Origin of the sequence: Microbacterium yannicii (genome assembly GCF_024055635.1) — a bacterium.
Lineage (GTDB): Bacteria > Actinomycetota > Actinomycetes > Actinomycetales > Microbacteriaceae > Microbacterium > Microbacterium yannicii.
Genome location: NZ_JAMXMB010000003.1, coordinates 91,510 through 115,332 on the forward strand (window position 1 = coordinate 91,510; position 23,823 = coordinate 115,332).

The window sequence follows — 23,823 nt, forward strand, 5'->3', positions numbered from 1 at the left end:
TCGCCGCATGCTCCGGCTGCGGGTCGCCGGATTGCGCGAGGAGGGGCTTGATCGGCAAACAACTTTGCGGTACAAACTAGTCATGACCACCTCGGCGCGCTCTCTCGCATCGCCGCCCCTTCCCGGGCGACGCTCCGGTAGCCGCGCGCTCGCGTGGGGCGTCGGGCTGCCCGCCCTGCGCGTCGTCCTCGTGGCGGCGGCCTGCACGCTGGCATGGCTGCTGCTGACCGCGTGGGCCGGGCCTGCGGACTTCCCGCCGCCGCCTCTCGTGGCGGCGGTGGCGATGCTCCCGGTCAACGTCGTGTGCCTGCTGCTGGTGGTGCGCCGCCTCCGCGCCACCGGCACGAGCGCCGCGGCCCTGATCGGCTACCGGCGCGGACGCCTCGGGCGCGACGTCCTGTGGGGGCTGCTGTGGCTGGCCGTGCTGTACGTGCCGTTCGTGCTGACCATCATGCTCGTCATGTGGGCGCTGCACGGTGCCGGAATGTTCACGGCGTTCGAGACGGTCTTCTTCGACCCGGAAGCGATCCCGCCGCTGTCACCGGGTGTCGCGGCTGTGCTCGCGATCCTCGCCGTGCTGACGTTCGCGCCACTGAACGCGCCGACCGAGGAACTCGTCTACCGCGGGTCGGCGCAACGCGATCTGGCGAGCCGGATGCCGCTGCCCGCCGCGATCCTCGTCTCGTCGGCGTTCTTCGGCGTGCAGCACGTCTGGTACGCACCGACGCCCGACGCGGTCATCGTCTACGCCTGCGCGTTCTTCGTCTGGGGCGTCGGCTCCGGCATCATCGCGTGGCGCCAGGGGCGGCTCCTGCCGCTCATCATCGCCCACGGGCTGGTGAACCTGCTCTCGACGCTTCCCGCGCTCGCCGTGCCCTTCCTCCTCGCGAACGGAGTCCGATGAACACCGCCGGCACCCCCGACCTGCCCGACCCGGCCGACGACGATGCGCCGCGCGACGCCGCAGCGATGCTCGACCTCGTCCGCAGCCAGCAGGACCGCGTCACCCGCCAGCTCGCGGCGGAGGTGCCGCTCATCCTGCTCGCCTGGGGGATCGCCTGGTTCGTCGGGTTCGGGCTGCTGTGGCTCATCGACGGGGCGAAGCCCGCCGCCAGTGTGCCGCTGCCGGTGGCGGTAGCCGTCTTCATCGTGCTGATGGCCGGGGCCCTCGTCGCGACGGCGCTGCTCGGCATCCGCAGCGGTCGCGGCATCCGCGCATCGGCGGGAGCCGCGTTCACCGGGGCGGTGTACGGCTGGAGCTGGACGATCGCCTTCATCGCGATGTTCGTCTTCGGCACCGCGCTCGTGCGCAACGGCATGCCTGCTGAACTCGCGAACATCTACTACCCGACCGCGTCGACGCTGCTGGTGGGACTCCTCTACTTCGTCGGCGGCGGGATCTGGCACGCGAAGCCGCTGCTGTGGCTCGGCGGCTGGATCATCGTGGTCGCCCTCGTCGCGCCCTTCTTCGGGTACCCGACGCACTACCTCGTCTTCTCGATCGCGGGCGGCGGCGTCTTCCTCGTCGGTGCGCTCGTCGCCTGGCTGTGGATCCGACGATGACCGAGCTCGATCCCGTGATCCACGCCGCTGCGCGCCTGCGGATCACCGCAACCCTCGCGACGCTGGACCCCGGTGAGAGCATCGCGTTCCCGCGCCTGCAGGAGCTGCTCGACATGACCGCCGGGAACCTCTCGACGCACGTCCGCAAGCTGGAGGACGCCGGGTACGTCGCAGTCGAGAAGACGCATCGCGGGCGCACGCCCGTCACCTATCTCGCGCTGACGAAGCAGGGCCGTCGCGCGTTCGAGGACTATACCGACGCCCTGCGCTCCGTCCTGGGAGAACGTCCATGAACCTCGCCCGCTTCGACCACGCGACCCGCCGCTACGACGATGTGATCGCCGTCGACGACGTCACCCTCGACCTCGAGCCCGGCGTGCTCGTGGGGCTCCTCGGTCCCAACGGCGCGGGCAAGACGACGCTGCTGTCGCTCCTGCAGGGACTGCGTACGCCGACGTCGGGAACTGTCACGCTGTTCGGGGGCAACCCGCGCGATGCCCACCGGCGGCGGATGCTCGGCTGCACCCCGCAGGAGACGGCCCTGCCCGAGACCCTCCGCGTCCGCGAGGTCATCGACTACGTCGGCGGGCATTTCGGCGATCGTGTGCCGACCGCCGAGCTCGCGGCCGAGTTCGGTCTCGACGAACTGATGCGGCGGCAGTGCGGCTCGCTGTCGGGAGGGCAGAAGCGCCGGCTCGCGGTGGGGCTGGCATTCGTCGGCCGCCCGCGACTGGTGCTGCTGGACGAGCCCACGACGGGTCTCGACGTCGACGGACGACGCACGCTGTGGGAGGCGATCCGCCGACAGCATCAGGCCGGGGCGACCGTGGTCGTCACGAGCCACTACCTCGAAGAGATCGAGGCGCTGGCCGAAAGAGCGGTCGTGATCGCTGGCGGCACCGTGATCGCCGATGACACCGTGGCGCGCATCCTCGCGCGGGTCGGCGTCAGCCAGGTGCGGCTGCGCACCGCCGAGCCCGACAGGCTCGCGGCCCTTCCCGGGATCGCGCACCACGAGAGGATCGACGACCGCGAGGTGCTGACCGTCTCGGACGCCGACGCGTTCGTCCGCACGCTCGTCGGCAGCGGTATCGACTTCCACGAGCTGGCCGTGCGCGGCGCGTCCCTCGAGGAGGCCTTCCTCGCTCTCACGGCGCGCGCGCCGGAACGGGCCACCGACACCCTCACCATGGAGAAGGCATCATGACCGCGCACGCCGAGACCGTCCCCTCCGTCGCGCGGCTCACGCTGCTGCACGCCCGCTTCGGGCTGATCGAGACGTTCCGCGTGCCCATCGCCGTGATCGGAACGCTCGTCTTCCCCGCCCTCGCCCTGCTGTTCTTCGTCGTCCCTCAGCGCGCGGTCGCCGACAATCCCGAATTCGCGACGCAGGCGGTGATCTCGCTGTCGGTGTTCGCGGTCATGTCCAACGCGCTGTTCTCGTTCGGCCTCACGATCTCGGAGAACCGCGAGAAGCCGTGGGACCCGTACCTGCGCACGCTCCCGGCCCCGGGCATCGCCCGCGTGTTCGCGCAGATCCTCTCGACCGGGCTGCTCGGCCTCGTCGCGATCATCCCGCTGATCGTCGTCGGCGGCATCTTCACCGCCGCCGAAGCGCCGGTCCTGCGCGTGCTCGCGGGACTGGTGGCGCTCGCCGTCTCTGCGCTGCCCTTCATGCTCATCGGCACCACGATCGGCTACGCCCTTCCGTTCAAGGCGGCGATCGCCGTCATCCAGATCGTGATGTTCGGCCTCGCCTTCGTCGGCGGACTGTTCCTGCCGCCGATCCTGTTCGCGGACTGGCTCGACACGATCTCGAAGTTCACCCCGTCGCGCCAGGCGCGGGAGCTGGTGATCTGGGCGGTGCAGGGCGGTCCGCTCGAGTGGTGGGTGTGGGTCGGAGTCCTCGCGTGGACGACGCTGTCGCTCGCCGCTGCGCTCCTGCTGTTCCGTCGCGACGAAGGGCGCCGATACCGCTGACGGCTCCGCCGTGCGCGGTGCGTCCTAGGCTGGGAACATGACAGTTCCCTCCGTGACCCTCAACGACGGCAACACCATCCCGCAGCTCGGCTACGGCGTCTTCAAGGTGCCGCCGGCCGACACCGAGCGGGCCGTCACCGAGGCGCTCGAGGTCGGCTACCGCCACATCGACACCGCCGCGATCTACGGCAACGAAGAGGGCGTCGGGGCGGCGATCGCGGCGAGCGGCCTCCCGCGCGACGAGCTGTTCATCACGACGAAGCTCTGGAACGACCGCCATGACGGCGACGAGCCGAACGCCGCGATCGCCGAGAGCCTCGAGCGACTCGGCCTCGAGCAGGTCGACCTCTACCTCGTCCACTGGCCCACTCCGGCCCGCGACAACTACGTGCACGCCTGGGAGAAGCTCATCGAGCTGCGCAGCGCCGGTCTCGCCCGCAGCATCGGCGTCTCGAACCACCTCGTGCCGCACCTGGAGAAGATCGTCTCGGCCACCGGCGTCACGCCTGCCGTCAACCAGATCGAGCTGCATCCCGCACACCAGCAGCGCGAGATCACCGACTGGGCCGCGGCGCACGACGTGAAGATCGAGTCGTGGGGCCCGCTCGGACAGGGGAAGTACGACCTGCTCGACGCCGCACCCGTCGCAGCCGCCGCTGAGGCCCACGGCCGGACCCCGGCGCAGGCCGTGCTGCGTTGGCACTTGCAGAAGGGCTTCATCGTCTTCCCGAAGTCGGTGCGCCGGGAGCGCCTCGAGGAGAACCTCGACGTCTTCGGCTTCGAGCTCACCGCCGACGAGATCGCGGCGATCGATGCCATGGACGCGGGCGACGGCACCGGCCGCGTGAGCGCGCACCCCGACGAGGTCAACTGACCGCTCCGGTCACGCGGGCGACGTGAGGCGCTGGGTGCCGATCACCTGCAGGAGGGCGAGCGCCTCGGCCTCGCGCGTGCCGGGTGCGGCCGAGTAGACGATGAGCTGTTGGTCGTCGCCCGGGATCTCCAGGGTGTCGCAGTCGAGCACCAGCGGACCGAGTTCGGGATGCACGACGGTCTTGGCGTGGCCGGGCCATCCGCCGACGGCGTCGCCCGCCCACAGCAGCGCGAAGTCCGGCGAGCCGCTGCGGAGCTCGCTGATGAGCGCAGCCAGACCCGCGTCGTTGGGATAGCGGGCCGCCGTCGACTTGAGGCCTGCGACGATCTGGCCCGCGGTGGACTCACGCTCCGAGTCGGTCTCGCCCACCGTGCTGCGCGGCGCATCGCGCGCATCCGGCAGGAACCGCAGACGCAGGAGGTTCCGGCGTGCGGGTGGCAGCGCCGACCAGTCGCCGTGGAGCGCCGATGACAGTGCGTTCCACGCGAGAACGTCGCCCTTGGCGCTCAGCAGGATCACGGGCACGTCGTGGAAGCGGTCGATGAGCCTCAACACGCTCGGACGCACGTGCATCCGGATCGAATCGGGGCCGGGCGGGGGGCTGCCCGCCAGATGGAAGAGCGTCTCGCGCTCGGCGGCGTCGAGGCGCAGGGCGCGCGCGAGCGCCTCCAGCACCGAGGTGGACGGCACCGGGCCGCGGCCCTGCTCGAGTCGCACGACGTAGTCGACGCTGATCCCCGCGAGGATGGCGACCTCCTCACGACGCAGACCCGGCGTCCGTCGCCGCGGACCTGCCGGCAGTCCGACGTCCTCGGGGCTCACGCGCTCGCGCGCATGCCGGAGGCGGCTCGCCAGTGCGGCGCGGTTCATCGTCACCCGACCAGCATGCTCGCTCCGGGAGCGCCCAGGGTAGGACGGCGAGTCCCACGATCGACCGGCCCTGTCGCCGGGGGTTCGCCGGCGCGAGTGTGGTGGTCATGACAACTGCACTCATCACAGGAGCGACCCGCGGACTCGGCCGAGAAACCGCACGACGGCTGGCGGGGCTCGGCTGGACCGTCTGGATCGGCGCGCGCGACATCGAGGCCGGCCGCCGGGTGGCGGCTGAGCTCGCCGGGGCCGGCGACGGCGCGGACGTCCGCGCCGTCGGGCTCGACGTCACCGACGACGCGTCCGTGGGAGACGCCGCCGAGACGGTAGCCGCGGCCGGCACCGGCCTCGACGTCCTCGTCAACAACGCCGGCATCGGCGGACGGTTCATCGGGCCGCGCGAGACCACGCCGGCCGACTTCATCGCCGTCTACGGCGTCAACGTGCTCGGGCCGGTCAGGGTCACCTCCGCCTTTCTGCCCCTCCTCGAGCAGTCGGTGAGTCCGCGGCTCGTGATGGTCTCGAGCGGGATGGGCTCGCTCACCGTGACCAACGATCCGAGCCGCGCCGAGTCGACCATGGTCGGGCTGCCGTATCCGTCGTCGAAGGCCGCGCTGAACATGATCACGTCGATGTACGCCAAGGAACTGCCCGCCGTACGGGTGTGCGCGGTGGATCCCGGCTGGACCGCGACAGACTTCAACGGCAACGCGGGGCGCCAGACCGTCGAGGAGGGCGCAGAGGCGATCGTGGCGGGCGCGTCGGCCGACACGGTCCCCGGCTTGTTCTTCGACCGTCGTGGCCGACTGCCCTGGTGACCGCCGCCGCGCTGAGCGATGCCAGGTGACCGCCGACCTGCCGCGAGCGTAGCCTGGGGCCGTGGCATCCCGTCTGGCGAATTCGACCAGTCCGTACCTGAGAGCCCACGCGGGCAACCCGGTCGCGTGGTTCCCGTGGGGCGAGGACGCGTTCGCCGAGGCGCGGCGACGTGACGTGCCGGTGATGGTGTCGATCGGCTACTCGACGTGCCACTGGTGCCATGTGATGGCACGCGAGTCCTTCGAGGATGCCGCCACCGCCGCGGACCTCGACGCCGGGTTCGTGGCGATCAAGGTGGACCGCGAGGAACACCCCGAGGTCGATGCGACGTACATGGCTGCGGCGTCGGCGTTCAGCCCGAGCCTCGGCTGGCCGCTCACGGTGTTCGCCACCCCTGACGGGCGGCCGTTCTACGCCGGCACGTACTTCCCACCCGAGCCTCGCGCGGGCATCCCCTCCTTCCGGCAGGTCCTCGCCGCGGTGCAGGAGGCGTGGACCCAGCGGCGGGACCAGATCGACGAGACCGCGCATGCCGTCGCCGGCGCGCTCGCAGAGGTCCGCGATGCCGAGCCCGGGCCCGGTGCGGCCGTGCCGGCCGCAGACGACCTGGTCGCCGCGGCGCGCGCGCTCGCCGCCCGCGAGGACCCGCGTCACGGCGGATTCGGGGACCCCGCCTCGAACGCTCCCAAGTTCCCGGTGGCGACGGCACTGCGATTCCTGCAGACGCGAGTGGTGCGCGAGCGGGCGGCCGCGGCATCCGTCGTCGCCGACCGCGCGCTCGCCGTCATGGCCTCATCGCCGCTGCGCGACCCCGTCGAGGGCGGCTTCTTCCGCTACGCCACCCGGCCTGACTGGACCGTGCCGCACTACGAGCGCATGCTGACCGACAACGCCCAGCTGCTCGATGTGGCCATGGACACTGCGGCGATGGACACCGTGGTGATGGGCACCGTAGCTGCGCGGCACGACGTCGCCCGGGGCATCGCCGGGTTCCTCATCGACGTGCTGCAGCAGCCGGGCGGCGGCTTCGGAGCCGCCCAGGACTCCGAGTCCTGGATAGACGGCGTACGCAGCGAGGGAGGCTACTATCTCCGCGACGCGGCCGGGCGCGCTTCGCTCGAGCCGCCGGCGGTCGACGGCAAGGTGGTCAGCGGCTGGAACGGCCTCGCCATCGGCGCGCTCGCCCGTGCGGGCGCGCGACTCGGCGAGGCCCGCTGGATCGAAGCCGCGCGCTGGGCGGCCGACGCGGTCCTCGAGACCAACGTCGCCGCCGACGGCCGGCTGCTGCGCGCCTCGCTCGACGAGGTGCCGTCACGCGCGCACGCGACGCTCGCCGACCACGGTCAACTGGCGGCCGGGCTGCTCGCGCTGGCTGTCGCCACGGGCGAGGTCGCGTACGCCGTCCGGGCACGCGAGCTCGTCGACGCGTGCGTGGCACCGGATGGTCGCGCGGCGGTGCCCGGCGGGGGAGACCCGGTGCTGACCCGGCAGGGCATCGGAGCTCCGGATGCCGCCTCCGACGCCGATGAGCCCTCCGGCCCCGCGGCGCTCGGCGAAGCGGCCGCGGTGCTCTGGACTCTCGGCGCCGGCGACCAGTACCGCTCCTTCGCCGAGCGCCTGGTCGCGACGCACTCCTCGGCGGCTCTCTCGCAGCCGCTCGCGTACGGCGCGCTGCTCCGGGTCGCGATGATGCTCGCCGTCGCGCCCCGGCAGATCGTGGTCGTCGCGAGCGACGCCGACGCCCCGATCGCGACCGCGGCCCGCGGCATCCGTGCCGACGTCGTGAGCGTCGTGTCGCCCGAGCAGGTCACGGCCTGGGCGGACGCCGGGTTCGGGCTGTTCGCCGACAAGGCGCTGCGGGAGGGGCAGGCGACCGCCTACGACTGCCGCGATTTCGCGTGCCGGCTGCCTGTCACCGACCCGGGCCTGCTCGAGCCCTGACTCCGGATCGCCTCAGACCCAGCTGTTGAGCCACATGTGGATGTGCCAGAAGTCGTAGGGCACATTCACCGCCGAGATCACCGGGTACCAGAACACGGACAGCGCGAGCGCGACCCCGAGGAACACCAGCACCAGGCGCTGACCCGTCAGACGGCGGTAGGTGTCCGCGGCGGGTGGCCCCGCGATGTCCTTGAGCGCGAAGGTGAGCGCCAGCAGCATGAAGGGCAGGATCAGCACCGTATAGAACTGGAACACCGTGCGCGCGGGCAGGAACAGCCACGGCGTGTACGTGACCGCGACGCCGGTGAGCACGAGCGCGTAGCGCCAGTCGCGGACGACCACGAATCGGTACGCCAGATAGAGGACCGCAGCCACCCCGGCGTACCAGATCAGCGGGTTGGGCATGGTCGAGATGACCTCGCTGCACCCGTTGGGGACGGTGCACCCGTTCACGCCGTACGCGTCGTGGTGGTAGTACACCCCGGTCGGCCGGATCAGCAGCGGCCACTGCCACGCCGGACTGGCATACGCATGCCCCGAGGTGATGCCGGCCGTCGAGGTGTACATCGCCTGGTGGTAGAGCCACAGGCTCTCGAGCGGATTGCTGCCGGCGTGGCGGTCGTAACCGCCATCGGTGACGAGCCAGCCGGTCCACGACGCCAGATACACCAGCACCGCGACGGGCACGAACAGCACGAACGTCACGAGACCCTGCCGCACGGCATCCGTCGGCCAGAACAGCACACCCGCCCGTCGACGCGCGAGCGCATCGGTCACCACGAGATAGACGCCGAGCCCCGCGAGCACCCACGCGCCCGACCACTTCACCGCGCTGGCCGCGCCGAGCGCCGCGCCCGCCGCGATCAGCCACGGGCGGTTCCAGAGCACCGGACCCCAGGACGGCGGCTCCTCGCCGTCGTACCGCGCAGCGACGGTCTCGGCGATGCGCGTCATCGTGCGCTCGCGATCGCGCAGCACGAAGAGGAACGCGAGCAGCACGAAGAAGGTGAGCGATGTGTCGAGCAGCGCGACGCGGCTCATCGAGATCGCGAGACCGTCCACCGCCATGAGGAGCCCGGCGACCACCGCGAAGGTCGTCGACCTCGTCAGGCGCTTCGCGATCAGCATGAGCAACAGCACCGAGGCGATGCCGAGGAGTGCCGTGGTGATGCGCCAGCCCCACCCGGACTCGGGTCCGAGCACCATCATGCCCAGCGCGATGATCCACTTGCCGAGCGGCGGATGCACCACGAACGACGGGTTCGACGTGAAGACGTTCGGGTCGCCCGACAGGAAGCTCTCGTTGCCGTTCGACGGCCACGAGCCCTCGTACCCGAGATGCAGCATCGACCAGGCGTCCTTGACGTAGTAGGTCTCGTCGAACTGGTTCATCAGGTCGTGCGCCGCGGCGAGGTTCCACAGGCGCAGCAGGGCGGCGATGAGCAGGACGATCGCCGGCCCGAGCCAGGCGTAGAGCCGGCGGGCGCGGGCATCCCCGCTCAGGCGGCGTGCGAAGCGGTCGTACAGGCTCGGTCGTGCCGGGGGGAGGAGCGGCGCGGCGGGCTGGTCGGCACGGTGCTGGTCGTCAGTGTGCTGGTCGGCATTGTGCTGGTCGGCACCGGGCTGGTCGGCGCCGTGCTGGTCGGCGCCGGGCTGCTCGACAGTGGGCCGCGGGGCATGCGTCACGGGGCCAAGTCTAGGCTGAGGGCGTGATCATCCTCGCGGCGACCCCCATCGGAAACCTGGGGGACGCGTCCCGCCGCCTGGTCGAGGCCCTCTCGGCGGCGACCGTCGTCGCCGCCGAGGACACCCGCACGACGCAGCGCCTGCTGGCTGCGCTCGGCATCTCGAACCGTCCGCGGCTGATCGCCCTGCACGACCACAACGAGAAGGAGCGGGCGCCCGAGCTCGTCGAGCTCGCCCGCGAGCAGGACGTGCTCGTCCTGAGCGACGCCGGCATGCCCACCGTCAGTGACCCCGGCTACGGGCTGGTGGCGGCCGCGGCGGCCGCAGGCGTGGCGGTGACCGCGATCCCCGGACCGAGCGCCGTCCTCACCGCGCTCGCGGTGTCGGGGCTGCCGACCGACCGCTTCACGTTCGAAGGCTTCGCGCCGCGCAAGCCGGGGGAGCGGGCGGCGGCCTTCCGCGCCCTCGCATCCGAGCCGCGCACCATGGTCTTCTTCGAAGCCCCCTCGCGTGCGGCTGCGACCCTGGCCGCCATGGCGACCGCGTTCGGCGACGACCGCCGCGCGGCAGTCTGCCGTGAGCTCACGAAGCTCCACGAGGAGGTGGCGCGAGGCTCGCTCGCCGAACTCGTCGCCTGGGCGGAGGCGGGCGTGCGCGGCGAACTGGTGATCGTCGTCGAAGGCGCCGCCGCGCGCGCCGTCGCCTTCCCCGACGCGGTGACCCAGGTGCTCGAGCTCGTCCGCGGCGGGACCCGTCTGAAGGATGCCGCAACCGAGGTCTCCGCGCTCACCGGACACTCCAGCCGGGAGCTGTATCAGGCCGCACTGGCGGCTCGGGCATAGCCGACTGTTACGTTCCCGCCCATTTGGGGGCGTCCCGGGCGGCGTGCGGTCACAGCGGCGGCGGCGGCATCCCGTCGAACTAGACTCGTCGGGTGACTTCCGGCCCCTCGTCCTTCTACATCACGACGCCGATCTACTATCCGAGCGACGTGCCCCACATCGGCCACGGCTACACCACCGTGGCGGTCGACACCCTCGCGCGCTGGCATCGCCAGGCGGGCGACGACACCTGGATGCTGACGGGCACCGACGAGCACGGCCAGAAGATGATGCGCGCCGCGTCGGCGAACGGCGTGACGCCGCAGGAGTGGGTCGACAAGCTCGTCACCGAGGCGTGGTTCCCGCTGCTGAAGACGCTGGATGTCGCCAACGACGACTTCATCCGCACGACGCAGCAGCGCCACGAGGAGCGGGTGCAGCAGTTCGTGCAGGCGATCTACGACCGCGGCTACATCTACGCCGGCGAGTACGAGGCGCTGTACTGCGTGGGCTGCGAGGAGTTCAAGCCCGAGTCCGAGATCGTCGACGGCACCGGCGCGTTCGAGGGCCTCAAGGTCTGCGCCATCCATTCGAAGCCCCTGGAGCTGCTGCAGGAGAAGAACTACTTCTTCAAGCTCAGCGAGTTCCAGGACCGGCTCCTCGAGCTGTACTCGAGCGTGCCCGACTTCGTGCGCCCCGAGTCGGCGCGCAACGAGGTGGTCTCGTTCGTGAAGAACGGGCTGAAGGACCTGTCGATCTCGCGCTCCGCCTTCGACTGGGGCATCCCGCTGCCGTGGGACGAGTCGCACGTGATCTACGTCTGGGTCGACGCACTCCTCAACTACGCCACGGCGATCGGGTACGGAACGGACCCCGAGGAGTTCGCACGGCGCTGGCCGGCGTACCACATCGTCGGCAAGGACATCCTGCGCTTCCACGCCGTCATCTGGCCCGCGATGCTGATGGCCGCCGGACTCGAGGTGCCCCGCGGCGTCTTCGCGCACGGCTGGCTGCTCGTCGGCGGCGAGAAGATGTCGAAGTCGAAGCTCACCGGCATCGCCCCGACCGAGATCACCGACGTCTTCGGCTCGGACGCCTATCGGTTCTACTTCCTGTCGGCGATCGCGTTCGGCCAGGACGGCTCGTTCTCGTGGGAGGATCTGTCGGCGCGCTACCAGGCCGAGCTCGCCAACGGCTTCGGCAACCTCGCGTCGCGCACGACCGCCATGGTCGAGCGCTACTTCGAGGGCGTCGTGCCGCCGCCCGCCGAATACACTGCGGCGGATCTGCACATCCAGACCACAGTGGCGGATGCCGCGGCCGCCGCCGATGCCGCGATCGACCGCTTCCGGATCGACGAGGCCATCAGCTCGGTCTGGACGATCGTCGACGCGCTGAACCTGTACATCACCGAGAACGAACCGTGGGCGCTCGCCAAGGACGACTCGCAGCGGGAGCGCCTCGGCACCGTGCTCTATACGGCGGCCGAAGGCCTCCGCGCGCTGGCCGTGCTGCTGTCGCCGGTGATGCCGGAGTCGACCGAGAAGCTCTGGATCGCGCTGGGCGCGGCGGAGTCGCTCGGTCGCCTGCAGGACCAGCCGCTGCGTGAGGCGGGCGGGTGGGGTGTGCTCAAGCCCGGCACCTCCGTCAACGGCCTGGCGCCGCTGTTCCCGCGCGTCGAGCAGTCGGTCTGATGGCGACGCCCCCCGTCGCGTACCCCGCGGGAGGCTCCGACCCCTCGCAGTACGTCCGCACCCGCGAGAAGGGCTCGCGCGACGTCACGTATCCCGTGGCGCCCGAGCCCCTCGCGGTGCCGGTGTACGACAACCACTCCCACCTCGAGATCGAGGACGGCCCTTCGACAGGCTCAGGCGCCGGGGGCCTGTCGCTCGACGAGCAGCTCGAGCGGGCGGCGGCGGTCGGCGTCGTCGGCGTCGTGCAGGCGGGTGGCGACATCGACTCGAGCCGGTGGTCGGCGTGGGCCGCGGCATCCCATCCCCGCGTGCTGGCGGCCGTGGCCATCCATCCCAACGAGGCGCCCGCGTACAAGGACGCGGGCCGTCTCGACGAGGCGATCGCGGTCATCGACGAGCTGGCGGCGCAGCCGCGTGTGCGGGCGATCGGCGAGACCGGGCTCGACTTCTTCCGCACCGGCGAAGAGGGACGGCCCGCGCAATTCGAGAGCTTCGAGGCGCACATCGCGCTCGCGAAGAAGCACGGCATCGCGATGCAGATCCACGACCGCGACGCCCACGACGCCGTGCTCGAGACCCTGGAGCGGGTCGGTGCCCCTGAGCGCACGGTCTTCCACTGCTTCTCCGGCGACGACGCCATGGCGCGCATCGCTGCGGAGCGCGGCTACTACCTGTCGTTCGCCGGGAACGTCACGTTCAAGAACGCCCAGAACCTTCGCGACGCCCTCGCAGTGACGCCCCGCGAGCGGATCCTGGTCGAGACGGATGCCCCGTTCCTCACCCCCATCCCGCACCGCGGCCGTCCCAACGCGCCGTACCTGATCCCCGTGACGGTGCGGTTCATGGCCGCCGAGCTCGGCGTCGACCTCGACGGGTTCTGCGCGCAGCTGGCGGCCAACAGCCTCGCGGCGTACGGCTCGTTCGAGGACTGACGGGCGTTCGGGGGGAGCGGTGGACGGCGAGCTGTGGGACCTGACGGATGCCGACGGCATCCCTGCCGGGCGCACGCACCGTCGTGGCGACCCGGACTTCCCGGAGGGGATGTTCCACGTCGTGGCGTCGGTGTGCGTCGCGCGCGGCGACGGGCTCGTGCTCATGACGCGGCGCGCGGCCACCAAGGACTTCCCGCTGGACTGGGAGTTCCCCGCGGGCAGCGCCCTCTCCGGCGAGACGAGCGCCCAGGCCGCGGTGCGGGAGCTCGCCGAAGAGGCCGGGGTCCGGGTCGGTGCCGACGACATCGTGCTCGTCGGCCGGCTCGCCGAGAGGACTGCCCTGTTCGACCTCTACGTCGCGGCCGTGTCAGGGGACCCCGCGCTGACGCTGGACCCGGAAGAGGTGTGCGAGAGCGCCTGGGTCACCTTCCCGGAGGCGCTCCGCCGCGCCGCGGCGGGCGAGATGGCAGCGCCGTGGGTGCCGCGACTGGAGCGGTTCGGTCCACGCCTCGGCGAGCTCGTCGCGTCCCGAGGCGCGTAGTCGGCTGATCCGCCGCGCGTCGGCTCAGGTGACGACACGACGACGCGCAGGCGAGCCGATGAGCCGCGCCGGCATGCGCATCAGTCGGGCAGCGGCAGTCCGCCGGCACCCGGCTCGTCCTCGCCGGCGACGTCGTCCGCCGACTTCTCGTCGAGCACGGGCTTCGCGGCCGCGATGTGCGAGATCGGGCGCCACACCAGCAGCAGCGTGATCGCCGACCCCGCGAACGCGAACCACCACGGCGCGGTCAGGCCGAAGAGCTGGGCGAGGACGCCGCCGATGAACTGGCCGATGACGAGACCGCCGAAGACTCCGACCATGTTGACGGACGCGATGCGCCCCTGCAGCTCCATGGGCACGAGTCGCTGGCGCACCGTCGTCGAGATCGTGCCCCACACGAACGCGTACAGGCCGAACCCGAACATGATCACGAAGGCCACCGCCGGAGAGCTCGTCAGAGCGAACGACAGGTGCATCAGCACCTCGAGCGACAGGCACACCCGCATCAGGGTCGAGAACGACACGTGCTTCTCGAGCCAGCCGAAGCTGAAAATGGCGATCATGCCGCCGAGCGCCGACGCGGTGGTCAGCGCGCCGTAGCCGACGGGACCCATGCCGAGGTGCTCGGTCGCGTACAGCACGAGGACACCCCACGGCGCCGCCCACGTGACGTTGAAGACCAGGATGATGATGACGAGCGTGCGCACCGGTGCGTTGTGCCGCAGCCAGTGCAGGCCCTCGCGGATGGCGTGCGCCTTCGTCCCGCGCGCCGATCCGGCCTGCTCGGGGAGGGGAGTGTCTGCGATGCGGGAGATGAGCAGCACGGCGAGCGTCACGCAGACCACCTGCAGCACGAACGGCCAGAACGAGCCGAGCGCGAACAGGAAGGCGCCGAGCGGCGGGCCGGCGAGCTGGTTCGCCACCAGATAGCCGGCCTGCATGCGCGCATTGCCGATCCCGAGGTCGGCGGGCTTCACGAGCATCGGCAGCAGCGTGCTGCCGGCGGAGTCCGCGAACACCTCGGCGGTGCCGTAGAGGAAGCTCGTCACCAGCACCAGCCAGACGGTGGCCTGACCGGTGAGCAGGAAGACCACGAGCGCGAGCACGACCAGCGCCCGCAGTCCGTTGGCGAGCATCACCAGCCGCCGGCGGTCGTGGTGGTCGGCGACCGCGCCCGCGAGCAGGCCGAACAGCAGCCACGGCAGGAACTGCATCATGGCGCCCGCCGCGACGAGCACGGGGGACGACGTGAGCGACGCGATGAGCAGCGGCGCCGCGGCGAGGGCGATGCCGTCGCCGAGGTTGCTCGTCCACGACGACGCCAGCAGCCAGCGGAAATCGGGGCCCAGGCGGCGTGGTGCGATCAGTTCGCCGAGCGAGGGCATCCGTTCATCCTAGAGGGAGTGACGGATGCCGCAGCCGCCGTCCCGCACCGCCGTCAGCTCGTCGGCGCCGCCGCCCCTTTGTGCGTGAACAGCGTCTCGGTCTGCTCGATGTCCATGCCCTTCGTCTCGGGGATCCGAAAGAGCACGTAGAAGAACGACAGGGCGGCGAACACGGCGTACATGCCGTAGGTGAGCGGCAGCGACCACGACGACATCGCGGGGAACGAGATCGTGATGAGGAAGTTGGCGATCCACTGTGCCCCGGCGGCGACACCGAGCGCCTTGCCGCGGATCCGGCTCGGGAAGATCTCGCCGAGCAGGACCCATACGAGGGGTCCCCACGATGCGCCGAACCCGACGACGAACACGTTCGCCGCGATGAGTGCGATCGGACCCCACGGAGCCGGCAGCGTGACGGCGCCCTCGGCGTCGGTCTCGGAGAACACGAACGAGATCGCCATCAGGCCGAGCGACAGCGCCATCATCACCGATCCGGTGAGCAGGATGGGCTTCCGGCCCACGCGGTCGACGAGGAAGATCGCGATGAGGGTCACCAGGACGTTCGTGATGGAGGTCACGACGCTGATGGTGAACGAATCGCTCTCGTCGAAGCCGACGGACTGCCAGAGACTCGTCGAGTAGTAGAAGATCACGTTGATGCCCACGAACTGCTGGAACACCGACAGGATGATGCCCACCCAGACGATGCGCTGAAGACCGAGCACCGGTCCTCGCAGCGACACGCCCTCGTTCTTGCGGTCGGTCTCGATCGCGGTCTGCAGGTCGCGGATGGTGTGGTCCAGGTCGGCAGCGGGCACCAGCCGCGAGAAGATCTCCTTCGCCTCGGCGTACCGGCCCTTGGCGATGAGGTAGCGCGGCGACTCGGGCAGGGTGAACGAGAGGATGCCGTACACGGCCGACGGGATCACGCCGACGAGGAACATCCAGCGCCAGGCTTCGAGGCCGAACCACAGCACGTTGTCGGCACCGCCCGCCGTGTTCGCGAGGAGGGCGTCCGACAGCAGGGCCGCGAAGATACCGAGCGTGATCGCGAGCTGCTGCAGTGAGGCGAGCCCGCCGCGGATCTGCCGCGGGGCGATCTCCGCGATGTAGGCCGGGGCGACCACGGACGCGATCCCGATGCCCAGACCGCCGATGACACGCCAGAGCGCCAGGTCCCATGCGGAGAAGGCGAGGCCGGCGCCGACCGAGCTGACGAAGAACATGATCGCGCCGAGGAACATGACGCGCAGCCGTCCCCAGCGGTCTGACAGGTTGCCGGCGATGATCGCGCCGACCGCGCAGCCGAGCAGCGCGATCGCTACCACGAAGCCGGTGATGACGTCGTTGAGCGCGAAGTCCTGGGAGATGGAGTCGACAGCGCCGTTGATCACCGACGAGTCGAAGCCGAACAGGAAGCCGCCGACGGCGGCGGCGACCGAGAGGCCGATCGCGCGGCGCCCGAAGGGGCTGCGGAGAGAGAACGCGTCTGCAGGAATCGATCCGGTCGAACTCATGGTCGTACGCTAGCCGCCCGGCGGCGCAGGGGCGAGACCCCTCGCCGCCTCCGAAAGTATGCTAAACAATCGTCCCCCGGTGAGCGAGGCTCGGACGGTCCGGGATTACGCAACCGCACGCCGTACAGTGAACGCATGCCCGTGACACTCCTCGGCGCGGCCGAGATCCGTGCCCTCGCCGCCGAACTCGACGTGACGCCGACCAAGAAGCTCGGGCAGAACTTCGTCGTCGACGCCAACAGCGTCCGCAAGATCGTGAGCGTCGCCGAAGTGGCTCCGGGCGACCGCGTGGTCGAGGTGGGGCCGGGACTCGGATCGCTGACTCTCGCGATCCTCGAGGCCGGGGCATCCGTCACCGCCGTCGAGATCGACCACCGCCTCGCAGCCCGTCTGCCCGCGACCGCGGCCGCCCACGGCGTCGCCGCCGACGCCCTCACTGTGGTGGACGCCGATGCGCTGCGCGTGACCGAGCTGCCCGGCGACCCCACCGTTCTGGTGGCGAATCTGCCCTACAACGTGAGCGTGCCCGTGCTGCTGCACTTCCTCGAGACGTTCCCGGATCTCGAACGCGGGGTCGTGATGGTGCAGGCCGAGGTGGGGGAGCGCCTCGCCGCGCCGCCCGGATCGAAGGTGTACGGCGCGCCCAGTGTGAAGGCCGCGTGGTACGGCCCGTGGCGGCTCGCCGGCACCGTTTCGCGTCAGGTGTTCTGGCCGGTCCCCAATGTCGACAGCGTGCTGGTCGGATTCCGCCGCGACGCCGAGCCGCGCGGCGACGAGGCGCTGCGACGGCGGACGTTCGGCATCGTGGACGCGGCCTTCCAGCAGCGGCGGAAGATGCTCCGCCAAGCCACCTCGGGTGTTCTCGGCGGCACGGCGGCCGCGGCGTCTGCGGTGCTGGAAAGCGCCGGCGTGGCGCCCACCGCGCGCGGCGAAGATCTCTCGATCGACGATTTCGTGCGCATCGCGCAGGCAGCCGGAGACGCCCTCGCCGTGTGAATTCAGTGATTGTTCACCGTGTGGTGTCCGGGGACGCCGAAACATGCCGGTAACATTTCTGCGTCTGCCGTCCCGTTACACGGGCAGCTCGCCTCGCGGCGGACCGGAGTGAATCGACATGCGACCCGCCGAGTATCCGGCCCCTGAACGCATCTTGCTGCACATCAGCGACACCCACCTGCGGGCGGCGTCGACGCCGCGCCTGTTCGGCGCCCTCGACGGTGCCGCCCAGCTCGCGCGAGCGCTCGAGGTCATCGAGGAATCGGGCATCCGCCCCGACGCCGTCGTCTTCACGGGCGACCTCGTCGACCTCGGCGAGAGCGGTGCGTACGCCGACCTGCGCGCGCTCGTCGAGCCGTTCGCCGCGCGCATCGGCGCACGCGTGCTGTGGGTGATGGGCAACCACGACGATCGGCAGGCGTTCCGCACCGAGCTGCTGGACGAGGCATCCGATCTGCGTCCCGTCGACCGGGTCGACGAGCTCGACGGCCTCCGCGTCGTCACCCTCGACACGAGCGTCCCCGGGCACCACTACGGCGAGCTGCGCGACGAGCAGCTGGCGTGGCTGGACGATGTGCTGGCGACGCCGGCGCCGCTCGGTACGATCCTCGCCATGCACCACCCTCCGGTTCCGGCGGTGCTGCCGCTCGCCGCGAGCGTCGAACTGCGCGACCAGTCGCGGCTGGCGTCCGTGCTGCGCGGCACGGACGTCCGCGCGATCATCGCGGGTCACCTGCACTACTCGACGTTCGCGACGTTCGCCGGCATCCCCGTGTCAGTGGCGTCATCGACCTGCTACGCGCAGGATCTCACCGTGCCGGTCGGGGGAACGCGGCCGCAGGACGGCGCGCAGGCGTTCAACCTCGTGCACGTCTACGACGACACCGTGGTGCACTCGGTCGTGCCCGTGGACGCCCCGCGGACACTCGAGCACATCGACGCCGACGAGGCGCAGCGGCGACTGCGCCTGGCCGACGTGGCGCCGGTCACCGCCGTGCGGAGGGATGCGCCGACCGAGCCGATTCCTCTGCTGCGCTGAGTTCGGCACGCTCCCATGGCGCCCGCACCGGGAACATCCGCTCGAGAGAATCCCGCAGGCTCCGCACCCGAACGTCCTCGGGCACCTCGGCATTGCCGCCGTCGTTGAGGCAGAACATGTCGACGTCGGTGCGCTCGGCGAGACGCTGCATGCGCCGAAGACCCGATGCCATCGTGGTCTGCGCGTAGCGCACGCGCGGCTCCCGCGTCGCCACCGCCCGCCCCGTCATCAGCGCGTAGTAGTGGTAGAGGCTGTTGGTGACCGAGATGTCGCTGGCGGAGCGGAAACGGGATGCCGCGGTCCGGGCGAAGTCGTCCGGGAAGGCTTCCTCGAGCTCTGCCATGACGCTCTTGCGCAACGGGGTCGCGCAGTGGTCGAGGTCGCGCACGATGGTGCGCCCGAACCGCTCGCTGAGGAGGGCGCGGTTGACGCGGAGCCCGTTGTCGTGACCACTGCGGTGCAGGGCCGGAGCGCCGGACCCGATGCGCACCTCGCACTCGACGAACTTGGTCACGCCCGCGGGGGTGAAGAACAACTCGGGCTCCATGAGCCGGCCGAAGAACATGTCGTCGTTCGAGTAGAGGAAGTGCTCGGCGAGGCCGGGGATCCGGTGCAGCTGAGCCTCGACGGCGTGGGAGTTGTGGGTCGGCAGCACCGACGGGTCGGCGAAGAACTCCTCGCTGCGGACGATCGTCACCTTGGGGTGCTCGAGGAGCCATGACGGCGCGGGCGAGTCGGTCGCGATGAAGATCCGCCGCACCCAGGGTGCGTACATGTGGACGCTCCGCAGCGCGTAGCGCAGCTCGTCGACGTGCCGGAATCGTGCGGGGCTGTCGTCGCCGTCGCCGACCACGTACTCGGCCATCTGCGCCGCGCGCATGCGCTGGAAGGCGCTCGACGAACCATCCACCCACGAGAAGACGAGGTCGACGTCCTCGGTGAACTCATGGGGCTGCGGCTCGAACATGCCGTCCAGCGTCCGCCACGAACGGCCGTAACGCTCCACCGTCGTGTACGACAGGTCCTCGACGGGTGTGAGCCTGCGGGTGAGCGCGTTGTCGTGGGGCGCCTCGACCATGTCATCTTCGAAGCGCCAGAACTCGAGATGGGCGCCGAGCGCGGCGGTGTAGCGGAGCGTGCCGTTCCGGCTGATCCGCGGACGGTACACGCGGACGCCCAACGGTGACGCCGCGAGCGGCGGGGCGTCGGAGGCCAGCACCGGGGGCCGCCCCTTCGACTTGAGATACACGGGCTCTGTCTCGCAGAGAACGGCGACCGCCGCCAGGGCGGCGTCGCGATCGTCGACGTCGACGGCCAGCGCCGGGATCGCGCGATCGTGGCGGATCAGGGTCACGGTGATGCCGGCGTCCTCCAGGGCGCCGGCGACGAGCAGAAGATCCGACGTGCGGGCCTCGACCGGCGTGACATCGTCGTGCACGAGGTGCAGGATGCCGCGGTCGACGGCGATGTCCGCGCGCTCCAGCAGCCCCGTCCAGGTGCGGGCGGGCTGCGGCAGAGCCGAGAGTGCGGCCATATTTCCTCCTTCGCGGGCGACCAAGTGTCGCCGTCCGGTGTTGACACCCTAGGCATCATCCGTTACAAAGACGTTTCCGACCGCATCCCTTGACAGAGCGGCCATCGCTGTGTCCTCCTCGCGCCGAGCAGGCGCGCCACGCGAGAGGCGTCACCTGCGCGGCCGTCGCGGCGCCGATAGCCTGGACCGGTGACCGAAGACGCGCGCTACCTGTCCCGTGGAGGAGACCTCCACCGCCCCTACGCCGCCGCCGACGACCGCTACGCTTCGACGGGCTCAGCGACCGGGGGGTGGTACCGCCGCGTCGGCACGTCGGGGCTCACCCTCCCTCCCGTCTCGCTGGGCCTCTGGTGGAACTTCGGCGACAACATCCCCTTCGACAATCAGCGGGCGCTGCTGCGGCACGCGTTCGACCGCGGCATCACCCACTTCGATCTCGCGAACAACTACGGTCCGCCCTACGGCAGTGCCGAGACGAACTTCGGCCGCATGATGCGCGAGGACTTCGCTCCGTACCGCGACGAGCTCATCATCTCGTCCAAGGCCGGTTACGACATGTGGCACGGGCCCTACGGCAACGGCGGCGCGCGCAAGTACCTCCTCGCGAGCGCCGAGCAGTCGCTGAAGCGCATGAGCGTCGACTACGTCGACATCTTCTACTCGCACCGCGTCGACCCCGACGTCCCCGTCGAAGAGACTGTGGCCGCGCTCGACACGCTCGTGCGTCAGGGCAAGGCGCTCTACGTGGGCATCTCGTCGTACAGCGCCGAGCGCACGGCGGTCGCGGCATCCGTCGCCCGCTCGCTCGGCACGCCGCTGGTGATCCATCAGCCGTCGTACTCGATCCTGAACCGCTGGATCGAGGACGGCCTGACCGGCGTCCTGAAGCAGGAGGGCATGGGGGCCATTGCGTTCACTCCGCTCGCCCAGGGCCTGCTCACCGACAAGTACCTCGGCGACGGTTCGGCCGAGCGCGCGCAGCAGCGCGCGTCGCTCCCGGGCGGCTCTCTCAGCGAGAAGGGCCTCTCGACCCTCCGCTCGCTCGACGTCGTCGCCAAGGAGCGCGGTCAGACGCTCGCGCAGATGGCGATCCAGTGGGTGCTGCGTGATCCGGTGGTCGCGTCCGCGCTGATCGGCGCGTCGCGTCCGGCGCAGCTCGACGAGAACCTCAAGGCGCTCGACGGTCCGGCCTTCGACGCCGAGGAGCTCGAGCGCATCGATGCGCTCTCGGACGGCATCGACGTCGACCTCTGGGCGGAATCGGCGAACCGGTGACTCAGGCCCTCGCCGCCGACGGCGTCCGCGTGCGGGCGCCGGGCAAGCTCAACCTCTTCTTCGAGGTCGGCGGCGTGCAGGAGGACGGATACCACGACGTCGCCTCGGCGTACCAGGCGGTGTCACTGTACGAGGACGTCTGGGCCTCCCCGTCGGACGAGTTCACCGTGGCGATCTCGGGCACCGTCGACGTGGCGGGGGTCCCTGCCGACGACCGCAACCTCGCCGTGCGGGCCGCGCGGCTCGTGGCACAGCGCATCGGCTACGAGGGCGGCGTGCACCTCGACATCGTCAAGCACGTGCCCGTCGCCGGCGGCATGGGCGGTGGCTCCGCGGATGCCGCGGCCGCCCTCGTCGCGTGCGACGCGCTGTGGGGGGCCGAGCTGGGCGGCGCCGAACTGCACAAGCTCGCGTCCCGCTTGGGCGCCGATGTGCCGTTCGCGCTGATGGGCGGAACCGCGATCGGGACCGGCCGTGGCGACCAGCTGAGCCCGGCCCTCGCCAAGGGCCGGTTCGACTGGGTCGTCGTGCCCTCGAAGGCCGGGCTGTCGACGCCCGAGGTCTACGCGCACCTCGACGAGCTGCGTGCGCGCCCCGACATCGCCGCCGCACGTGTGCCCGCAGTGGACCCCACCGTGCTGCAGGCGCTGCGCGCGGGCGACCCGGTGGCCCTCGCCGAGCACACCCGCAACGACCTGCAGATCGCCGCGCTCTCGATGCGCCCGCAGCTGCGCGAGGTGCTCGAGCTCGGCGAGGAGTCCGGGGCGCTCGCCGGGCTGGTGTCGGGGTCCGGCCCTACGCTGGCATTCCTGACCGTCGACCCCGAGTCGGCGCTCGAGCTGCAGATCACGCTGTCTGCCGCGGGATACGAGGCACTCCACGTGCACGGTCCGGTGGCCGGTGCCCGCGTGATCACCTGACCCGCACGCCGACCTGAGCCCGCCCCCGGGGCGGGCATGGAGAGGAAGACCCATGAAGACGCTCGATCTCACCCGCGGCGCCGACGAGTCCCACCGCGCGGCGTTCCGCGCCGGACCCGTCGACGAGCAGTCCCGCGCGCGGCTCGCCGCGAACGGGCTCGACTACCGTCGGCTCGCGGTCGACCACGACGGGTTCGCCGGCTGGTTGCAGTCGGCGGCGCGAGGCTTCCAGGACAGCGAGCGCACCGACGAGCAAGTGTCGGCCGCGCGCGACCGCAGCGGCTACCGACGGCTCACCGGGGTCTACGACGCCGACGGTGCGATGGCCGACGCGCCGGTGGCGACCATCGCGTCGTGGCTCGGCGAGCTCACCGTGCCCGGTGGCTCGGCGATCCCGTCCTGCGCGATCTCCGCCGTCACCGTGGCGCCCACCCACCGCCGGCGCGGTGTCGCCCGGGCCATGCTCGAGGGGGAGCTGCGGGCGGCTCAGGCCGCCGGCATCCCGATGGCGATGCTGACCGTGAGCGAGTCGCCGCTCTACGGGCGCTACGGATTCGCCCCCGCCGTGGCGGGCGCATCGTGGCAGATCGAGACGAAGCGGGCCGCATGGATCGGCCCGGAGCCGGCCGGGCGCATCGACTTCGTGACCCGCGACCGCGTGCGCGAACTGCTGCCGGTTCTGCACGAGCGCGTGCGGCATCGCTTCCCCGGCGAGATCGACGTGCCGGGCTCGCACTGGGACGGCTTCGCCGGTACGAATCCGGCCGCGGAGAAGGTCGGCGAGAAGCGCGCCGTGCAGTACCGGGATGCCGAGGGCGAGGTGCGAGGCGCCGCGGTGTACGCCGTGCGTGAGAACCACGAGGACTTCACCAAGGCGACGGTCACCGTCCACTACCTCATCGCCGAGACCGACGACGCCTACGCGGCGCTGTGGCGATTCCTGCTCGAACTCGACCTGGTGGCCGAGGTGCACGCGAGCGAGCTGTCGGTCGACGAGCCTCTGCTGTGGATGATCGCCGACCAGCGCGCCGCGAAGGTCGCCATACGCGATCACCAATACGTGCGGATCATCGATGTCGTCTCCTGCCTCGAGGCCCGTCGCTACGGCGCCGCGGGCACGCTGGTGCTCGACGTGTCCGACCCGATCGGCCTCTCGACGGGCCGGTACCTGCTCGAGGTCGATGACGCCGGCGTGGGTCGCGTGACCCCCCTCGACGACGGTGACGGCCCGGCGGGGACCGTGGAGGTGGCGCTCGGCATCACCGAGCTGTCGGCCACGTACCTCGGGGCGGTGTCACCGGCGACGCTCGCCGCCGCGGGCCGCGTGAAGACGACGGATCCCACGGCGGCCGCTCGTGTGCTGGGCTGGCACACCGCGCCCCGGCTGAGCATCTGGTACTGATCGGGCGTCGCCGGGGCGCGGCCCTCGCCGGGGA

General features: G+C 71.0%; 22 protein-coding genes. 17 read left to right on the top strand and 5 right to left on the bottom strand.

Features of this window, described 5'->3' with window-relative positions; genetic code table 11:
* Positions 1-82: 82 nt before the first annotated feature.
* The 6 genes from NCG93_RS00710 to NCG93_RS00735 are packed head-to-tail and all read left to right on the top strand — an operon-like array spanning position 83 to position 4,417.
* Positions 83-904 (top strand): CPBP family intramembrane glutamic endopeptidase, encoded by an 822-nt coding sequence (locus NCG93_RS00710; RefSeq protein ID WP_194413529.1) that lies wholly within the window; start codon positions 83-85, stop codon positions 902-904.
* Positions 901-1,563: a hypothetical protein gene (locus NCG93_RS00715; protein WP_194413530.1), complete on the top strand. Its 663-nt coding sequence runs from the start codon at positions 901-903 to the stop codon at positions 1,561-1,563. Before NCG93_RS00710 ends, NCG93_RS00715 begins: the two co-directional genes overlap by 4 nt.
* On the top strand, positions 1,560-1,856 hold the full coding sequence (locus tag NCG93_RS00720; protein WP_194413531.1) for a transcriptional regulator: 297 nt from the start codon (positions 1,560-1,562) through the stop codon (positions 1,854-1,856). Before NCG93_RS00715 ends, NCG93_RS00720 begins: the two co-directional genes overlap by 4 nt.
* A complete protein-coding gene (locus tag NCG93_RS00725) occupies positions 1,853-2,770 on the top strand; it encodes an ABC transporter ATP-binding protein (protein WP_194413532.1) in 918 nt (305 codons plus the stop codon). Before NCG93_RS00720 ends, NCG93_RS00725 begins: the two co-directional genes overlap by 4 nt.
* Positions 2,767-3,543 carry an ABC transporter permease gene (locus NCG93_RS00730; protein ID WP_194413533.1) on the top strand — a complete coding sequence of 259 codons (777 nt, stop codon included), beginning with the start codon at positions 2,767-2,769 and terminating at the stop codon, positions 3,541-3,543. Before NCG93_RS00725 ends, NCG93_RS00730 begins: the two co-directional genes overlap by 4 nt.
* A 37-nt stretch (positions 3,544-3,580) precedes the next feature.
* Positions 3,581-4,417, top strand: a complete 837-nt coding sequence (locus NCG93_RS00735; RefSeq protein WP_194413534.1) for an aldo/keto reductase — start codon at positions 3,581-3,583, stop codon at positions 4,415-4,417.
* A gap of 9 nt (positions 4,418-4,426) precedes the next feature.
* On the opposite strand, the gene NCG93_RS00740 is transcribed toward NCG93_RS00735, so the two are convergent.
* A complete protein-coding gene (locus tag NCG93_RS00740; protein WP_194413818.1) occupies positions 4,427-5,287 on the bottom strand; it encodes a helix-turn-helix transcriptional regulator in 861 nt (286 codons plus the stop codon).
* 107 nt (positions 5,288-5,394) lie between these two features.
* Between NCG93_RS00740 and NCG93_RS00745 the strand changes: the two genes are divergently transcribed.
* Together NCG93_RS00745 and NCG93_RS00750 are read left to right on the top strand one after the other, a co-directional pair.
* Positions 5,395-6,105: an SDR family NAD(P)-dependent oxidoreductase gene (locus tag NCG93_RS00745; protein ID WP_194413535.1), complete on the top strand. Its 711-nt coding sequence runs from the start codon at positions 5,395-5,397 to the stop codon at positions 6,103-6,105.
* 61 nt (positions 6,106-6,166) lie between these two features.
* Positions 6,167-8,047: a thioredoxin domain-containing protein gene (locus NCG93_RS00750; RefSeq protein WP_194413536.1), complete on the top strand. Its 1,881-nt coding sequence runs from the start codon at positions 6,167-6,169 to the stop codon at positions 8,045-8,047.
* A 12-nt stretch (positions 8,048-8,059) separates the two neighbouring features.
* Here NCG93_RS00750 and NCG93_RS00755 read toward each other — a convergent pair whose 3' ends face one another.
* On the bottom strand, positions 8,060-9,733 hold the full coding sequence (locus tag NCG93_RS00755; RefSeq protein WP_194413537.1) for a dolichyl-phosphate-mannose--protein mannosyltransferase: 1,674 nt from the start codon (positions 9,731-9,733) through the stop codon (positions 8,060-8,062).
* 23 nt (positions 9,734-9,756) lie between these two features.
* Between NCG93_RS00755 and rsmI the strand changes: the two genes are divergently transcribed.
* From rsmI to NCG93_RS00775, 4 genes are all read left to right on the top strand, one after another.
* Entirely contained in the window at positions 9,757-10,575 is an 819-nt protein-coding gene (gene rsmI, locus NCG93_RS00760; protein ID WP_194413538.1) for a 16S rRNA (cytidine(1402)-2'-O)-methyltransferase, read from the top strand.
* Between the two features lie 92 nt (positions 10,576-10,667).
* Entirely contained in the window at positions 10,668-12,248 is a 1,581-nt protein-coding gene (metG, locus tag NCG93_RS00765; RefSeq protein WP_194413539.1) for a methionine--tRNA ligase, read from the top strand.
* Complete coding sequence (locus NCG93_RS00770) at positions 12,248-13,180, top strand: TatD family hydrolase (RefSeq protein WP_194413540.1); 933 nt, start codon at positions 12,248-12,250, stop codon at positions 13,178-13,180. The genes metG and NCG93_RS00770 overlap by 1 nt, the downstream gene beginning before the upstream one ends.
* Positions 13,181-13,199: 19 nt before the next feature.
* Positions 13,200-13,721 carry an NUDIX hydrolase gene (locus NCG93_RS00775; protein WP_194413541.1) on the top strand — a complete coding sequence of 174 codons (522 nt, stop codon included), beginning with the start codon at positions 13,200-13,202 and terminating at the stop codon, positions 13,719-13,721.
* Between the two features lie 80 nt (positions 13,722-13,801).
* Here NCG93_RS00775 and NCG93_RS00780 read toward each other — a convergent pair whose 3' ends face one another.
* Both NCG93_RS00780 and NCG93_RS00785 read right to left on the bottom strand, forming a co-directional pair.
* The gene (locus NCG93_RS00780) at positions 13,802-15,106 is read right to left on the bottom strand and encodes an MFS transporter (protein WP_194413542.1); all 1,305 of its coding nucleotides are present in this window, start codon (positions 15,104-15,106) and stop codon (positions 13,802-13,804) included.
* Between the two features lie 53 nt (positions 15,107-15,159).
* Positions 15,160-16,623, bottom strand: coding sequence for a sugar porter family MFS transporter (locus NCG93_RS00785; protein ID WP_194413543.1), 1,464 nt, complete (start codon positions 16,621-16,623; stop codon positions 15,160-15,162).
* Positions 16,624-16,758: 135 nt separating this feature from the next.
* On the opposite strand from NCG93_RS00785, the gene rsmA reads away from it, so the two are divergent.
* Both rsmA and NCG93_RS00795 read left to right on the top strand, forming a co-directional pair.
* Positions 16,759-17,619, top strand: coding sequence for a 16S rRNA (adenine(1518)-N(6)/adenine(1519)-N(6))-dimethyltransferase RsmA (rsmA, locus tag NCG93_RS00790; protein WP_194413544.1), 861 nt, complete (start codon positions 16,759-16,761; stop codon positions 17,617-17,619).
* A 118-nt stretch (positions 17,620-17,737) separates the two neighbouring features.
* Positions 17,738-18,658 (top strand): phosphodiesterase, encoded by a 921-nt coding sequence (locus NCG93_RS00795; protein WP_194413545.1) that lies wholly within the window; start codon positions 17,738-17,740, stop codon positions 18,656-18,658.
* Here the strand turns inward: NCG93_RS00795 and NCG93_RS00800 are convergent.
* Positions 18,606-20,192 (bottom strand): stealth family protein, encoded by a 1,587-nt coding sequence (locus NCG93_RS00800; RefSeq protein WP_194413546.1) that lies wholly within the window; start codon positions 20,190-20,192, stop codon positions 18,606-18,608. The genes NCG93_RS00795 and NCG93_RS00800 overlap by 53 nt on opposite strands.
* A 189-nt stretch (positions 20,193-20,381) precedes the next feature.
* Between NCG93_RS00800 and NCG93_RS00805 the strand changes: the two genes are divergently transcribed.
* The 3 genes from NCG93_RS00805 to NCG93_RS00815 are packed head-to-tail and all read left to right on the top strand — an operon-like array spanning position 20,382 to position 23,789.
* Positions 20,382-21,467: an aldo/keto reductase gene (locus NCG93_RS00805; protein ID WP_194413547.1), complete on the top strand. Its 1,086-nt coding sequence runs from the start codon at positions 20,382-20,384 to the stop codon at positions 21,465-21,467.
* Complete coding sequence (locus NCG93_RS00810) at positions 21,464-22,387, top strand: 4-(cytidine 5'-diphospho)-2-C-methyl-D-erythritol kinase (RefSeq protein WP_194413548.1); 924 nt, start codon at positions 21,464-21,466, stop codon at positions 22,385-22,387. Before NCG93_RS00805 ends, NCG93_RS00810 begins: the two co-directional genes overlap by 4 nt.
* Before the next feature lie 52 nt (positions 22,388-22,439).
* On the top strand, positions 22,440-23,789 hold the full coding sequence (locus tag NCG93_RS00815; protein WP_194413549.1) for a GNAT family N-acetyltransferase: 1,350 nt from the start codon (positions 22,440-22,442) through the stop codon (positions 23,787-23,789).
* Positions 23,790-23,823 lie beyond the last annotated feature (34 nt).